Below are 14,510 nucleotides of genomic sequence, written 5' to 3'. Positions count from 1 at the left end.
AGAGATGAACCATGCCTCATATCTGCTTCCATCGCCGTTCATCTGTGGCCAGAAACATATCGTCCGACGCATCAAGCGCTGGCGGGCTGGATTTGACCGTCGCCGGTCAACTATGCATGGTGACGGGACCTGGACAGAACGGAGCAACCGCAGTGCCCTTCGCACCGCCAACCATCCGCCGCTTTCTGATCGTGGCCGCAGCGCTGCTGGTCGCCGCGATGCCGGCGCGGGCGCAGCTTGTCGGCCATGGCGGCATGGTCAAGGGGGTGGCCGTCTCGGCCGACGGCACCCGCGTGGCCAGCGCCGGGTTCGATTATTCGGTGATGCTGTGGGACCCCAGCGCGGCGGCGGCCGTGGCGCTGATGCACGGGCACGAGGCGGCGGTCAACGCGGTCGCCTTCACGCCCGAAGGCAGCCGCGTGGTCAGCGGCGGGGACGACGGGCAGGTCATCCTCTGGCGGTTGGGGCAGGGCGCTCCCGAGCGGGTCATGGCCGGGCACAAAGGCCGGGTCGCCGCCGTGGCGGTGGCTCCGGACGGGCGGACGGCGGCCTCCGCGGCCTGGGACCGCACGGTCCGGCTGTGGGACCTGGAGAGCGGCGCACGGCTCGCCGAGCTGACGGGACATGCCGGCAACGTCAATGCCGTGGCCTTCACGCCGGACGGCAGTCGGCTGGTCAGCGCTGGGGAGGACGGCACGGTACGGGTGTGGAACCGCTCCGACGGGAGGGAGATCAAGGTGCTGGGCGGCGGCTTGCCGGTCAATGCGCTGGCGCTGATGCCCGATGGCCGGCGCGCCATGGCGGGCGGGATCGACGGCGTCGTCCGGATCTGGGACCTTGATACCGGGACAGAGGCGGCCGGTCCCGTGGTCGGCGATCCGACGCCGGTGCTCGCGGTGGCGGTCTCGCCCGACGGCTCCCTCGGTGCGGTTTCCGCGGTGACCGGCGGGATCACCCTGTGGGCGCCGGAGGACGGGCGCGTGCTCCACACCCTGGCGGGGCATCGCGGCCCGGTCTGGGCGCTGGCCTTCGAACCGGACGGGAAGCGGCTGCTGACGGCGGGGGGAGACGGGACCATCCGCCTCTGGGACATGGCGACCGGGCAGGAGATCCGCACGGGCGCGCCCAGGCTGGCGGGCTCCGACGTGCCGCGGGACGCGCAGGGGGAGCGCGGGGCGGAACTGTTCCGCCGGTGCAGCGCCTGCCACACGGTCACGCCCGACGGCGGCAACCGGGCCGGGCCGACGCTCTACGGCGTGTTCGGCCGCCGGATCGGCACCGTGCCGGGCTATCCCTACTCTCCGGCGCTCCGGGACGGGACCATCGTCTGGACCGCCGAGACGGTCGGCGACCTGTTCAAGCGCGGGCCGGACGTGGTGACTCCCGGCACCAAGATGCCGGTCCAGACCATCGGCAACGACGCGGAGCGGGAAGAGCTGATCCGCTGGCTGGAAAAAGTAACGGCGCCCCGCTGAACGGGGCGCCGCATACCGGTTGCCTCAGGGAAACCGGGCGATCAGCTCGCCTCGGCCTGCTTCTGGGCGCGCTTGCGCTCGTTGGGGTCGAGGTGGCGCTTGCGCAGCCGGATCGACTTCGGCGTCACTTCCAGCAGCTCGTCGTCGGCGATGTAGGACATCGCCTTCTCCAGCGTCATCACGATCGGGTTGGTCAGGCGAACCGCCTCGTCCTTGCCGGCGGCGCGGATGTTGGTCAGCTGCTTGCCCTTCAGGACGTTGACTTCCAGGTCGTTGCCGCGGGTGTGCTCGCCGATGATCATGCCCTGGTAGACCGGGACGCCCGGCTCGATCATCATCGGGCCGCGGTCTTCCAGGTTCCACAGGGCATAGGCCACCGCGGTGCCGTCGCCGTTGGAGATCAGCACGCCGGTGTGGCGCGACGCGATCGGACCCTTGTACGGGGCGTAGCCGTGGAACAGCCGGTTCATCAGGCCGGTGCCGCGGGTGTCCGTCAGGAACTCGCTCTGGTACCCGATCAGGCCGCGGGACGGCACGTGGAACACCAGGCGGGTCTTGCCGGCGCCCGAGGGCTTCATCTCGACCAGGTCGCCCTTGCGCTCGGAGATCTTCTGGACGACGGTTCCGGAGAACTCCTCGTCCACGTCGATCACCACTTCCTCGATCGGCTCCTGGCGCTGGCCGGTGATCGGGTCGCTCTGGAACAGCACGCGCGGACGGGAGATCGACAGCTCGAACCCTTCGCGGCGCATGGTCTCGATCAGGATGCCCAGCTGAAGCTCGCCTCGGCCGGCGACCTCGTAGGCGTCGGTGCCGTCGGTCTCGCTGACCTTCAGCGCCACGTTGCCCTCGACCTCGCGGAACAGCCGGTCGCGGATCATGCGGCTCGTCACCTTGTCGCCCTCGCGTCCGGCCAGCGGGCTGTCGTTGACCGAGAAGGTCATCGCCAGCGTCGGCGGGTCGATCGGCTGGGCCGGCAGGGCGGTCTCGACGGCGGGATCGCAGATGGTGTCGGCGACGGTGGCCTTGGTCAGGCCGGCGATCGCGACGATGTCGCCCGCCTCGGCCTCGTCGACGCCGACCCGCTCCAGGCCGCGGAAGGCCAGCAGCTTGGAGATGCGGCCGGTCTCGATCACTTTGCCGTCGCGGGACAGCGCCTTGATCGGCATGTTGGCGCGGGCGGTGCCGGTCTCGATGCGGCCGGTCAGGATGCGGCCCAGATAGGGGTTCGCCTCCAGCGTCGTCACCAGCATGGTGAAGTTGGCGTCGTCCTTGTTGGCGGCGACCTTCGGAGCCGGGACATGGTTGCGGATCAGCTCGAACAGCGGCTTCATGTCGACCCGCTCGGCTTCCAGGCTCTCCGCCGCCCAGCCGTTGCGGCCGGAGGCGAACAGGGTCGGGAAATCGAGCTGCTCGTCGCTGGCTTCCAGCGCCGCGAACAGGTCGAACACCTCGTCATGGACCTCGTGCGCACGGGCGTCCGGGCGGTCCACCTTGTTGATCACGACGATCGGGCGCAGACCCAGCTTCAGCGCCTTGCCGACCACGAACTTGGTCTGCGGCAGCGGGCCCTCGGCCGCGTCCACCAGCACGACGACGCCGTCGACCATGCTCAGGATGCGCTCGACCTCGCCGCCGAAGTCGGCGTGGCCGGGGGTGTCGACGATGTTGATGCGGGTGCCGTCCCACAGGACAGACGTGCACTTGGCGAGGATGGTGATGCCGCGCTCACGTTCCAGGTCGTTGCTGTCCATCGCCCGTTCGGCGACCTGCTGGTTTTCGCGAAAGGCACCGGACTGGCGAAGCAGCACGTCGACAAGGGTGGTTTTGCCATGGTCGACGTGCGCGATGATGGCGATATTCCGCAGATCCATACCGAACTTCTCTGATGTCCCGGGTTGAGCCGCGGCGTACCGCGGGCAAACAAAAATGCCCGGATAAACACCTGGAGAATGGATCGCAGTCCTTCTCAGTGCCCGGGTCATGTTGCGGCGCAGTATACAGTTTGCGCCATGAACTACAAGCGGAACCGCCTGCGGCCATCTGTTCCCAGAATGGCAGGCCGTTCCGCTCGGTCCCAAGAGAATGGGGAGGGGGCCCTGCGGTTTCAAGGGCAAGTACCGAAAACCCTCCCGGATGAAGGCCCGGATGAAGGGTTGCCTTAAGGAACATCGTCCGGCACCACTGTGTTTGCCAACCACCGTTCGAACGGAGAGAACCCCTGAAGTCCGGCCTGCTCCCCTTCCGCAGTTCCAAGCCCCGTGCCGGGCGTCCCGGGGGGCCGCGGCTCCGCCCCCGGGCGGCCATCACGCGCGGCGTCGTCGGCCTGGCCCTGATTCTCGCGGTCGGCGGCATCGTCGCGGCGCCGGTCGTGGCGCAGCAGACCCCCTACGAGGTGAGCCTGACGGGAGTGGAGGACGGTACCCTCCGCGAACTGCTCGAGGGCACCGCGACCCTGTTCCGCTTGGCCGAGCAGCCGCCGCCGAGCCCGATCGGCCTGCGCCGCCGCGCCGACGCCGACCGGGAAAGGCTCCAGACCGCCCTGCGCTCGGTCGGATACTACGACGCCCAGGTCGAGATCGCGGTGGACACCTCGGTCGAGCCCGCCAAGGTGGCGGTCACCGTGACCCCCGGGCCGGTCTACAGGTTCGACCGCATCACCGTGGCCGGGGCCGGCGGCACGCCGCTCGAAGGGGCGCCGATCACCGCCGGGGACATCGGCATCCAGGTTGGCGAACCCGCCTTGTCGGCGACCGTCGTCGATGCCGAGACGCGGTTGACCGGCCAGCTGGCGTCGCGCGGCTTCGCCTTCGCCAAGATCGCCGAGCGCCGCGCCGTGGTCGACCATGAGGCGCGCACCATGGACGTGACCTATACGGTCGATCCGGGGCCGCTGACCCGCTTCGGCGAGGTCAGCGTCGAAGGGCTGGACCAGGTCTACGAGCAACTGGTGCGCAACCGGATCCCGTGGGAGCCGGGCGACGAGTACCGGCCGGACGAGATCGAGGACGCCAGGCAGGCGATCTCCGGCCTCAACGTCTTCTCGTCGGTCCGGGTCGGGCTGGCGCGCGAGCCCGGCCCGGACGGGGTGACCCCGGTGACCGTGACCGTCGCGGAGCGGCCGCGCCGGGTGATCGGCGCCGGCTTCAGCTATTCGACCGAGGACGGTTTCGCCACCAACACCTATTGGGGCCATCGCAACCTGTTCGGCGGCGCCGAGCAGCTCCGGCTGTCCGCCACCGTGTCGCGCCTCGGCGAGAACGACCTGACCGACACCGAGGTGCGGCTGAACGCCAACTTCCGCAAGCCGGACTTCCTGACCCTCAACCAGTCGCTGATCCTGGACGCGAGCCTGATCCGCGAGCGGCCCGACGCCTACGACCGCGACGCCATCGTGCTGTCCGCCCTGCTGGAGCGGGAGCTGACCGACCGGCTGACGGTATCCGGCGGCGTCACGCTCGAACAGTCGCGGGTCGTCGATCCGCCGGACACGACCACCGAGAGCACCCTGGTCGGCGTCCCCCTGCATCTCAGCTACGATGCCACCAACGACCTGCTCAATCCGACCAGCGGGTTCCGCACCGACCTGCTCCTGACTCCCTACCAGCAGATCGGCGGCGCCGACGCCATCTTCACGGTCGCCCGCGTCACCAACAGCGCCTATTACGATTTCCGCGGCGACGGCTGGTACGTGGCGGCGGGGCGGCTGTCGGTGGGCAGCATCTTCGGGTCCAGCACCACGGACATCCCGGCGGACAAGCGTTTCTATGCCGGCGGCGGCGGCTCGATTCGCGGTTACGGCTTCCAGGACGTCGGGCCGCGCGACGCGTTCGGCGACCCCGCGGGCGGGCGCAGCCTGATCGAGGTCGGCGCGGAGATGCGGGTCAAGGTGACCGATACCATCGGCATCGTTCCCTTCATCGATGGCGGCAACGTTTACGAGAGCTCGACGCTCGACTTCTCCGAGGAGCTGCGCTGGGGGGCGGGCATCGGCGCCCGCTACTACACCGGCTTCGGCCCCTTGCGGCTGGACGTGGCCGTGCCCCTGAACAAACGGCCGGGGGATTCGAGCTGGCAGCTCTATATCAGCATCGGACAGGCTTTTTAGGGCCGCGCCTCTGCTATGATCCGCCTCCGGGGAGGCAGTTCGGATCACGGCGGTGCTGCGACACTATTTTGCCAATAGATATTATGTCGGACGATTACGGGACGACTTGCCGCGCTGGGTGGAGCGCGGCTGGCTCCGGGCGGAGGACGCGCAGTCTGTCCTGGCCGACGCCGAGGCGGCGCGGCCCGGCCCGGTCGCCCTGCCCAGGCTGCTGGCACTGCTCGGCACCGTCCTCGTCGGGGTCGGTGCGCTCCTGTTCCTCGCGGCCAATTGGCAGGGCATGGGACGCCTGTCGAAGCTTGCCGTGCTGCTCGGATCGCTGTGGGGCGCGCACGCCGCCGCCTGGGCCGCCCTGCGCGCCGGCATGGACCATTTCGCCGAAGCGCTGCTCCTGCTGGGCGTGCTGCTGTTCGGCGCGGGCATCATGCTGGTCGGCCAGATCTACCACCTGCCCGCGGACCCGCCCGCCGGCGTCCTGATCTGGGCGCTGGGCGCCATCCTGGCGGCCTGGGCCTGGCCGAGCGAGTGGGCGGCCTGCGCCGCGCTGGCCCTGGTGACGGTCTGGTTCAGCCTGGCCGTCCCGGACTCCCCGTTCCCGGTCTATCTTCCGTTCCTGCCGGTCTGGGCGGCGCTGCTGCCGCCGATCCTGCGCATGCGCTGGATCGTCGCCTACCATGCGGCGCTTCTGTCGCTGGCCTGGTTCATCCTCGTGACGTTCGTGTCGCTGCTCTCCACCGGCGACGCGGCGGAGGAGGACGTGCTGCGCCTGGGCAGCGCCATCGCCGCCGCGCTCCTGGCCCTGGGCCGCGTCCTGGCGGGCTCGCCCCGGGCGGCGGCCTTCGCGGTCCCGCTGGAGCGGCTGGCGCTGCTGGGCCTCGTCGCCGGAGCGTCGCTGCTGGCCCTGCCGGTGCTCCAGGCCGACCCGTCGGCGGCCGGCCGGCCGGCGTGGGCGGGGCTGGCCCTGCCGCCCCTGCTGGTCGCGGCGGCGGGAGCCGCGGTGGCCTGGCGCCGCGAGGGCGGGCTGCTGGCCGCAGGAGCCGCGGCGGTGGTCGCCATGCTGCTGGCCGACGCGCTGGTGCCGCCGGAGAGCCGCGCGATCTCCCTGATCCTGCTGAACCTGGTCCTGGTCGGCGCGCTGATCGGCATGATCGCCGAGGGATACCGCCGGGAGGACCGTTTCACCGTGAACCTGGGATTCCTGGCTTTCGCGCTGACCCTGCTGCGGCTCTATTTCGATACCTTCTGGCTGCTGTTCGACCGGGCGCTGTTCTTCATCCTGGGCGGGCTGCTGGTCATGGCGCTGGGCTGGCTGTTCGAACGCAAGCGCCGGCTCATGGTCGGCGGCCTTGGTGACGGGCCGGGCGGCGGTCCGGGAGACAAGCGGAGTGCCGCGGCATGACCCGCGGCGGCCGCCTGCTGACCCTGGCGTTGGCGCAGACCGCCGTGCTGGCCGGCCTGATCGGATTCCGGCAATGGACGCTGGAGACCGGGACTCCGGTCGTGCTCTCGATCCGCCCGGTCGACCCGCGCTCGCTGTTCCAGGGCGATTATGTCGAGTTCAGCTACGATATCGGGCACCTGCGCCTGGACCGGCTGGTCGGCGACGACGACCTGGAGCGGGGCGAGACGGTCTATGTGGACATCCAGCCCGGCCGCCCCGCCTGGCAGGCCACCGGCGTCTGGCGCCAGCGCCCGGCCGCGACGCCGACCGGCGCCGTGCTTCGCGGGCAGGTCAGGTGGGTGACCGAGCAGCAGTGCGAGGAGTCCGGGTCGGGCGAGTCCGCCGCGATCGTCCCCTGCCGCATCGCGGCCATCCGCTACGGCATCGAGGAATATTTCGTCCCGGAAGGGACGGGAAGCACCCTGGAACGGCCCGCCGAGGGCGAGCGGATCGACATCCGCGTCGCGGTCAACCGGGCGGGCACCCCGGCGATCTCGGCCATCCTGGTCAACGGCGAGGTCCGCCACGAGGAGGGGTTGTTCTGAAATTTCCGCTGCCGGCCAGCGGCCCCCGGTGCGGAGGGTGTGCGGAGGGGCGGCGTCTCGCCGCCCAAGGTGCGCGGGACGCGCACCTTCCACGACGTGCCTTCACAGCTTCTCCGGCAGCTTGAACGCCTCCTTGCGCTCGCTGTAGCGGTCGACCAGATAGTCGGCCCGGTCGCGCAATAGCCAGGTGAAGCGCACCAGCTCCTCCATCACGTCGACCACTCGGTCGTAGAGCGGTCCCGGAAGCATTCGGCCCGCCTCGTCGAACTGCTCGTAGGCCTTCGGCACGCTCGACTGGTTGGGGATGGTGACCATGCGCATCCAGCGGCCCAGCAGGCGCAACGTGTTCACCGCGTTGAAGCTCTGCGACCCGCCGGAGACCTGCATCACCGCCAGGGTTCGGCCCTGGGTCGGCCGGACCGAGCCTTCCGACAGTGGCAGCCAGTCGATCTGGTTCTTGAACACGCCGGTCACCGCCCCGTGCATCTCCGGGCTGCACCAGACCTGGCCTTCCGACCAGATCGAGAGGTCCCGCAGTTCCCGCACCTTGGGATGGTCCGGGCCGGCGCTGTTGGCCGCCGGCAGGTCGCGGGGATCGAAGACTCGCGTCTCGGCCCCCATCGCCCGCAGGAGCCGGGCCGCCTCCTCGACCAGGAGGCGGCTGTAGGAATGCTCCCGCAGCGACCCGTAGAGCAGCAGGATGCGCGGCGGGTGGGTCATCCGCGCGGCCGGTTCGAGGCGGGCGGGGTCGGGCTGCCTCAGCAGATCCGGCTTCAGGGCCGGCAGCGTGTCGGGGGGAGGGGCATGGTCATCCATGTCCCGGTCCGATCCGGCGGCCCTGCTCGTCCACCACCTGTTCGCCGTCCTCCTTGGCGAAGGCGCCCCGTTGCGGCGAAGGCAGGATATCCAGCACCGTCTCCGACGGGCGGCACAGCTTCACGCCCAGGGGAGTGACGACGATCGGGCGGTTGATCAGGATCGGATGCGCCATCATGGCGTCGATCAGCCGGTCGTCGTCCAGGTCCGGATCGTCCAGGCCCAGCTCGTCATAGGGCGTGCCCTTACGGCGCAGCACGTCGCGCACGGTCACGCCCATGCGCCGGATCAGGTCCTTCAACTCGTCGCGCCCCGGCGGCGCCTTCAGGTACTCGACCACAACCGGCTCCTCGCCGCTGTTGCGGATCAGGGCCAGGGTGTTGCGCGAGGTGCCGCATTTGGGGTTGTGGTAGATCGTGACGGTCACGATTCCTGCTCCCGTAGCCAAGTCCGCGGGTGGTCAGTTCTGCGCCGGCGGTGCTGCCGGCGCCGGCTGGCCGGCCTGGGGCGGCTGTTCCGATCCGAGCTTGCGAACGACCTGGGTCAGCCCGTCGCGCGCCTTTTTGGCCAGTTCCACGTCGGCGTCGGACGCCTCGTGGAAGAACACGTTGAAGACGTTGTCCTGGCTCTTGAAGAACAGGATCGCGACGTTGATCTTGCCCTCCGGCGGAGTGCAGGCGACCATGGCGGTCCGCAAGGTCACGCGCGGCAGGGTCTCGACCGCGGCGGGATCGGCCTTGAACTCGCCGCCGCAGCGCTGCTTCAGGGCGTCCAGGTAGTTGTTGGTGAGCATCGCGAAATCCGCGTCCGGCGGAGCCCGGTGCCCGCGCACGCCGCCGAAGACGGGACCCAGCCGCCACGCGAAGTCGGCCGGGCGGCGGTCCTCCGGCACGTTCGCCAGCGACAGCGGCACCGCCTGACGCAGGCCGGCGGCGTCGAGCAGCGCCCGCAGCCCTTCCGGCAGGATGACCGCGACCGGCTTGGCCCCGCCCGGGGCGCCCGGCTTGGGGCCGCCGCCCGAGACTGCCTGCTGGACGCAGCTGCGCAGGTCGCCCAGCGCCTTGGAAGTCCCGCGGAGCTGGAAGATCGCCGTGTCGGTCGGCCCCTGCATGATCAGGCGGCTTCCCTTGCGCATGCCCTCGTAGAGCTCGTCGTCCTTGCCGGTGGGGACCACCAGCAGGTCCGGCTCCATCGCGACGGCCGTGAAGTTCCGCTTGACCGTCTCGTCGACCCGGACGCTCATGGGGAACTTGGTCCCCTGTGTCATGCCGGCGCCGGGAATGCCGATCAGGATGTTGGTCTCGCCGCTGGGATTGCGGGCGAACACCAGGGCCAGCTTGTTGTCGAAGCGGTTCTCCGCGACGCAATAGACGAACTTGCCGTTCGGGTCGGCCACGGGGCCGCCGCGCCAGTCGCCGATCGGCGCTCCGGTCAGCTGGGCGCCGCCCGGCGCCTGTTGGGCCAGTGCGGCGGTGGGAAGGCCGCTCGACAGGCCGATGGCGGCGCCGAGCGCGAGAGCGAGAAGATGAGACTGCACGTTCAATATCCGGCTGCGCTGGGGGTTGGCGGCAGGCTATAGGGCCGGCCGGCCCGTCGCAAGGGGATTGCCCATAAAGTCCGGATCGGCCTCCAGCCGCCGCCGCAGGTCCGCGGCGCTCCCGGTTTCCGTCAGCCTGCCCAGCCGGAGCCAGGCGCCGAGGTCGGCCGCCTCCAGCGCGCGGGCTGTCGCCTGCTCCGCCAGCAGCACCGCCGTGCCTCCTGCGGCGATCTCGCGCACCGTCGCCATCAGCTGAGCCGTCAGCAGCGGCGACAGCCCGAGGGACGGCTCATCCAGCAGGAGCAGGCGCGGCTCGCCCATCAGCGCGCGGCCGATCGCCAGCATCTGCTGCTGCCCGCCGGACAGCCGCCAGGCCCGCTCGCCCGACTTGGCCCGGAGCTGGGGGAACAGGGCGAAGACGCGGTCCAGCAGCAGCGTCCGCCCCGCGGCCGGCGCGAAGCTCGCCACCTCCAGGTTGTCGCGCACGCTCATGCCGGGAAAGACCCTGCGGCCTTCCGGCACGTAGCCGATGCCCAGGCGGGCGCGCCGCTCGGGAGCCAGCCGGGTGATGTCCGACCCGTCCAGCAGGACCCGGCCCGCCGCCGCCTGCAACAAGCCGATCACCGCCTTCAGCAGGCTGGACTTGCCGGCGCCGTTGGCCCCTAACAGGGCCACCACCTCGCCGGGCCTCACCTCCAGCGAGACGCCGTCGACCACCGGGGCGCCGCCGTAGGACACGGACAGGGCGTCGAGTGCCAGCAGCGGCCGGGGCGTCATGATGCCTCCGGCCCGGGCGACCCCAGGTAGGCCGCGCGCACGCGGGGGTCGCGCCGGATCGCGTCGGGCGTCCCCTCGGCGATGACGCCGCCCTCGTCCAGGCAGGTGATCCGGTCCGCCAGCGGCAGCAGGAAGGGCATGTTGTGCTCCACGATCAGCACGGCGGCGCCGTCGTCGGCCGCGGCGCGGAGAATCCTGGCCAATTCGACTTGCTCGGCCTCGGTCAGGCCGGCGGCCGGCTCGTCAAGCAGCAGGACTGCCGGCTGCCGGGCCATGGCGCGGGCCAGTTCCACCCGCCGCCGAAGCCCCGGCGGCAGGGTCGCGCAAGGCTCGCGGGCGAGGTCGGCGGCGCCGGCCCGTTCCAGGAAATGCATCGCGTGGGCTTCCGCCGTCCGGACATCCCGGTCGAGGGTGATCCGCGCCGCCACCACCGCTCCAAGCGCGTCCGTCCCGGGCGGCAGGCTGGCGGTCTGGAAGGTCCGGGCGACCCCGGCCCGCGCGATCCCGTGCGGCGCCCGTCCGGTCAGATCCACGCCCCTCACGTACAGCCTGCCGCCGTCCGACTTCTCCAGGCCGGTCACCAGGTTGATCAGCGTCGTCTTGCCCGAGCCGTTGGGGCCGATCACCCCCAGGATCTCGCCGGGATCGATCGCCAAGCCGACGCCGTCGACCGCCCGGACGCCTCCGAAGGACTTGGAGAAACCCTCGACATACAGCACCGGGCCGCGTAACGGGGCCGCCGGCCGAGGCTCCGGCGCCAGCGGGGCCGGCGGCGGGCGGGGCGGCTCCGGCAGCCAGCGCGCGCGCAGCCGCTCCGCCAGGCCGACCAGCCCCCAGGGCGCCGCCACCACCGTCGCCAGCAAGGCCACGCCGTACAGCAGCAGGTACCCGCCCTCCAGCCCGCGGAACCATTCCGGCAGCTGGGTCAGCAGGACGGCGCCGGCCAGCGCCCCCGCGACGCTGCCCAGACCGCCGATCACCGCCATGGTCAGGATCGTGACCATGACCGGGAACTCCAGCACCTCGGGCGACACCACCCGCTGGATATGGGCGGCGAGCGCTCCCGCCGCGCCGGCATAGGCGGCGCCGAGGACGAAGCATTCCAGCCGTAGCCGGTCGATGTCGATGCCCAGCGTGCGGGCCGCCGCCGGCGTGTCGCGCATCAGGGGGAAGGCCAGCCCGCGCAGGCCCCGCCCGATCCGCCACGCCGCCAGGGCGCCCAGCGCCGCCAGCGCCCAGACGAACAGCGCCAGGGGCAGGCCGCGCCCGGGGCGCCAGCCGAACAGCTCTATCCCCGGCACGCCGGCGATCCCGTTGGAGCCGCCGGTCAGGTCCTGCCATTCCACCGCGGCGAGCAGCACCACCTGCCCGATGCCCAGCGTCGCCAGGGCGAAGTAATGGCTCTCCAGCCGGAGCACCGGCGCCGCCACGGCGAGGGCCAGCAGGGTCGGCGCCAGGACCGAGAGCGGAAAGGTCGCCTCGAAGCCGAGGCCGTACCGGCCGCCCAGGATGCCGGTGGCATAGGCCCCGAGTCCATAGAAGGTGCCCTGCGCCAGCGACAGGGCGCCGGCATTGCCGAAGATCATCTGGTAGCCGATCACGGCCAGCGCATAGACCCCGGCCACGGTCAGCACCCGCAGCCCGTAGGGGTCGGCGAACAGCAGCGCGTAGGCCGCGAGCGCCGCGCCGGCCGCCGCCAGCAGCGGCATGGCCCCCCGAACCGGAATGCCTCTTCCGGGAATCCTCGTGAGCCGGTTTTCAGGCACGGCTGCGGGCCGCCTCGCCGAACAGGCCCTGGGGGCGCACCGCCAGGATCGCCAGCAGCGCCAGGTACAGCGCCGCCGTCGCCGCCGAGTAGGACAGGGTGGCGGACACCAGCACCTCGAACGCGGCGATCAGCAGCGCGCCGGCGACGGCGCCCGGGACCGACCCCCAGCCGCCGATGGTCACGGCGATGTAGGCCTTCAGGATCAGCCCGCTGCCCGAGGTCGGCGTCACGAAGAACTGGTTGGACAGCAGCAGCCCGGCGGCGCCCGCCAGCGCGGCGCCCAGCGCGAAGGTGGCGGCGACCATGGCCGTCACGGGGATGCCGCAGGCCCGCGCCATCTCCGGGTCCTGGGCGGTCGCCCGCAGGCGCCGGCCCAGCTGGGTGCGGGCGAACAGCCAGTGCTGCCCCAGGATCAGCAGCCCGGCCACCGCCACGACCGCGAGCGACTGCTTAGGCACGAGCAGGCCGGCGATCTCCAGCGTTCCGCCCCCGAACAGCGGCGGCGCCGCCTTCGGCTCCGGCCCGAACAGCAGGGTGGCGCCGTTCTGCAGGATGATGCCGACCGCGATGGTGCTGATGAAGACGCTGACCGGCGGGCGATGCCGAAGCGGCAGGTAGGCCAGCAGCGACACCAGCAGCCCCAGCGCCGCCATCAGCGCCGCCACCAGCGGCAGCAGCAGGATGCCGGGCAGGGGGATCAGCCCCGCCAGGGCCACCGCCAGGAATCCGCCGGCCATGACCAGGTCGCCCTGGGCGAAGTTGACGGCCGAGGTCGCGTTCAGCACCAGTACGAAGCCCAGGGCGACCAGCGCATAGGCGGCGCCCAGTGCCACCCCGTTGACCAGAAGCTGCGCGACACCCGTCACGGCGCCACGTCGTAGCGCTTGACCACCGCCGGAACGCGCGACGATCCGTCGTAGCAGACGATGACCGCGGAATGGGCCATGTTGCCCCGGCCGTCGGAGTGGTAGGTCATGGCGAGCCCGCGGTACGTCCCCTTGGCCAGCGCGTCGCGCACGGCCTCCGGCGTGTCCGCCCCCTTGGCCGCCGCGTCCAACACCATGCGGATGCCGTCGTACTGGCCGAGCGCGAAGGCGTCGGGCTCGGTGCCGAAGGCCGTGCGGTACTCGGCGGTGAAGCGCTCCATCTCCGGCGAGCCGCCCGACACCGGCGAGGCCGAGGTCTCGGCGCAGACGCCCCTCAGTTCGGCCGGCTCCAGCAACGCCGCGGTGGACGGCTGGTGCATGGCCGAGCCGGCGACGATCGGCACGCCGGGGTTCATGGCCGTCGCCTGCCGCACGAACAGCGCCGTCGGGCCGGAATGCAGGTGCAGGACCAGCACGTCGGGGTTGGCCGCCATGGCCTTGGTCAGCACCGGCAGCATGTCGCGGATGCCGGGATCGACGCCCTCCTCGAACACCGGCTCGACGCCCAGCTTGCCGAAGGCGTCGCGCAGGTGCGCCTGGCCGCTCTGGCCATAGGCGGTGGTCTGGTAGATCACGGCCGGCCTGCGCTTGCCCAGTTCCTCCGCCACGTAGCGGGCATGGGCGGTCTTGGTGACCCCGTCGCCGGGGAAGAAGCGGAAGACCCAGGGATTGCCGCGCTCGGTGATCGACGCCGTGCCGGAGACCGTGACCAGGGGGATGCCGTACTCGTCGGCCAGCGGCAGCATGGCGAGCATCTGGGTGCCCAGCATGCTAGCGGCGACCGCCGTCGGGGTCCCGCGCCCGGACGCCCGTTCCAGCGCGGTTACCGCGCCTTCGGGGGAGGTGCCGGTATCGATCACTTCCGACCGCACCGTAACCCCTTCGGGAGCTTCCCGGATCGCCAGGACGGCGCCGTTCCGCTGGCTGGTGCCTTCCAGCGCCAGGAAGCCGGTGACCGGCACCAGCACCGGGATGTCCAGGTCGGCCGCGGCGGCGGAGCCGGCGGCGGACGACAGGGCGGCGGCGAACGCGGCGGCGAACAGTGTGGACTTCCGGGCGGACATCGTCGGTTCCCCTTCCTCCTTGCGAAGCGGAAACCTGTGAGTGCCGCGATTTG

The 14,510-nt window shown here is 71.3% G+C and carries 12 protein-coding genes; 4 read left to right on the top strand and 8 right to left on the bottom strand.

Annotated features, from left to right (window positions below; all coding sequences use genetic code 11):
- Window positions 1–152: 152 nt before the first annotated feature.
- Window positions 153–1,475, top strand: coding sequence for a c-type cytochrome (locus tag JL101_RS23345; RefSeq protein WP_228435103.1), 1,323 nt, complete (start codon window positions 153–155; stop codon window positions 1,473–1,475).
- 41 nt (window positions 1,476–1,516) lie between these two features.
- On the opposite strand, the gene typA is transcribed toward JL101_RS23345, so the two are convergent.
- Window positions 1,517–3,349 (bottom strand): translational GTPase TypA, encoded by a 1,833-nt coding sequence (typA, locus tag JL101_RS23340; protein ID WP_201076957.1) that lies wholly within the window; start codon window positions 3,347–3,349, stop codon window positions 1,517–1,519.
- Window positions 3,350–3,846: 497 nt separating this feature from the next.
- Between typA and JL101_RS23335 the strand changes: the two genes are divergently transcribed.
- The 3 genes from JL101_RS23335 to JL101_RS23325 all read left to right on the top strand — a co-directional run bounded on the left by JL101_RS23335 (window position 3,847) and on the right by JL101_RS23325 (window position 7,569).
- Window positions 3,847–5,583: an autotransporter assembly complex protein TamA gene (locus JL101_RS23335; RefSeq protein WP_228435102.1), complete on the top strand. Its 1,737-nt coding sequence runs from the start codon at window positions 3,847–3,849 to the stop codon at window positions 5,581–5,583.
- A gap of 106 nt (window positions 5,584–5,689) precedes the next feature.
- The gene (locus JL101_RS23330) at window positions 5,690–6,982 is read left to right on the top strand and encodes a DUF2157 domain-containing protein (protein WP_203097937.1); all 1,293 of its coding nucleotides are present in this window, start codon (window positions 5,690–5,692) and stop codon (window positions 6,980–6,982) included.
- Entirely contained in the window at window positions 6,979–7,569 is a 591-nt protein-coding gene (locus JL101_RS23325) for a GDYXXLXY domain-containing protein (RefSeq protein ID WP_203097936.1), read from the top strand. Before JL101_RS23330 ends, JL101_RS23325 begins: the two co-directional genes overlap by 4 nt.
- 102 nt (window positions 7,570–7,671) lie before the next feature.
- On the opposite strand, the gene arsH is transcribed toward JL101_RS23325, so the two are convergent.
- The 7 genes from arsH to JL101_RS23290 are packed head-to-tail and all read right to left on the bottom strand — an operon-like array spanning window position 7,672 to window position 14,457.
- Entirely contained in the window at window positions 7,672–8,385 is a 714-nt protein-coding gene (arsH, locus tag JL101_RS23320; RefSeq protein ID WP_203097935.1) for an arsenical resistance protein ArsH, read from the bottom strand.
- A complete protein-coding gene (gene arsC / locus JL101_RS23315; protein WP_203097933.1) occupies window positions 8,378–8,812 on the bottom strand; it encodes an arsenate reductase (glutaredoxin) in 435 nt (144 codons plus the stop codon). The genes arsH and arsC overlap by 8 nt, the downstream gene beginning before the upstream one ends.
- Before the next feature lie 33 nt (window positions 8,813–8,845).
- Complete coding sequence (locus JL101_RS23310) at window positions 8,846–9,922, bottom strand: hypothetical protein (protein ID WP_203097932.1); 1,077 nt, start codon at window positions 9,920–9,922, stop codon at window positions 8,846–8,848.
- Between the two features lie 36 nt (window positions 9,923–9,958).
- Window positions 9,959–10,699, bottom strand: coding sequence for an ABC transporter ATP-binding protein (locus JL101_RS23305; protein ID WP_203097931.1), 741 nt, complete (start codon window positions 10,697–10,699; stop codon window positions 9,959–9,961).
- Window positions 10,696–12,408, bottom strand: a complete 1,713-nt coding sequence (locus tag JL101_RS23300) for a branched-chain amino acid ABC transporter ATP-binding protein/permease (RefSeq protein ID WP_203097930.1) — start codon at window positions 12,406–12,408, stop codon at window positions 10,696–10,698. The genes JL101_RS23305 and JL101_RS23300 overlap by 4 nt, the downstream gene beginning before the upstream one ends.
- A 49-nt stretch (window positions 12,409–12,457) precedes the next feature.
- Complete coding sequence (locus JL101_RS23295) at window positions 12,458–13,333, bottom strand: branched-chain amino acid ABC transporter permease (RefSeq protein ID WP_203097929.1); 876 nt, start codon at window positions 13,331–13,333, stop codon at window positions 12,458–12,460.
- Window positions 13,330–14,457, bottom strand: coding sequence for an ABC transporter substrate-binding protein (locus tag JL101_RS23290; RefSeq protein ID WP_203097928.1), 1,128 nt, complete (start codon window positions 14,455–14,457; stop codon window positions 13,330–13,332). Before JL101_RS23290 ends, JL101_RS23295 begins: the two co-directional genes overlap by 4 nt.
- Between the last annotated feature and the right edge of the window lie 53 nt (window positions 14,458–14,510).

Source organism: Skermanella rosea, assembly GCF_016806835.2.
Classification (GTDB): Bacteria; Pseudomonadota; Alphaproteobacteria; order Azospirillales; family Azospirillaceae; genus Skermanella; species Skermanella rosea.
Note: the sequence above shows the minus strand (reverse complement) of the source record. Positions and strands in the feature narration are given on the sequence as shown.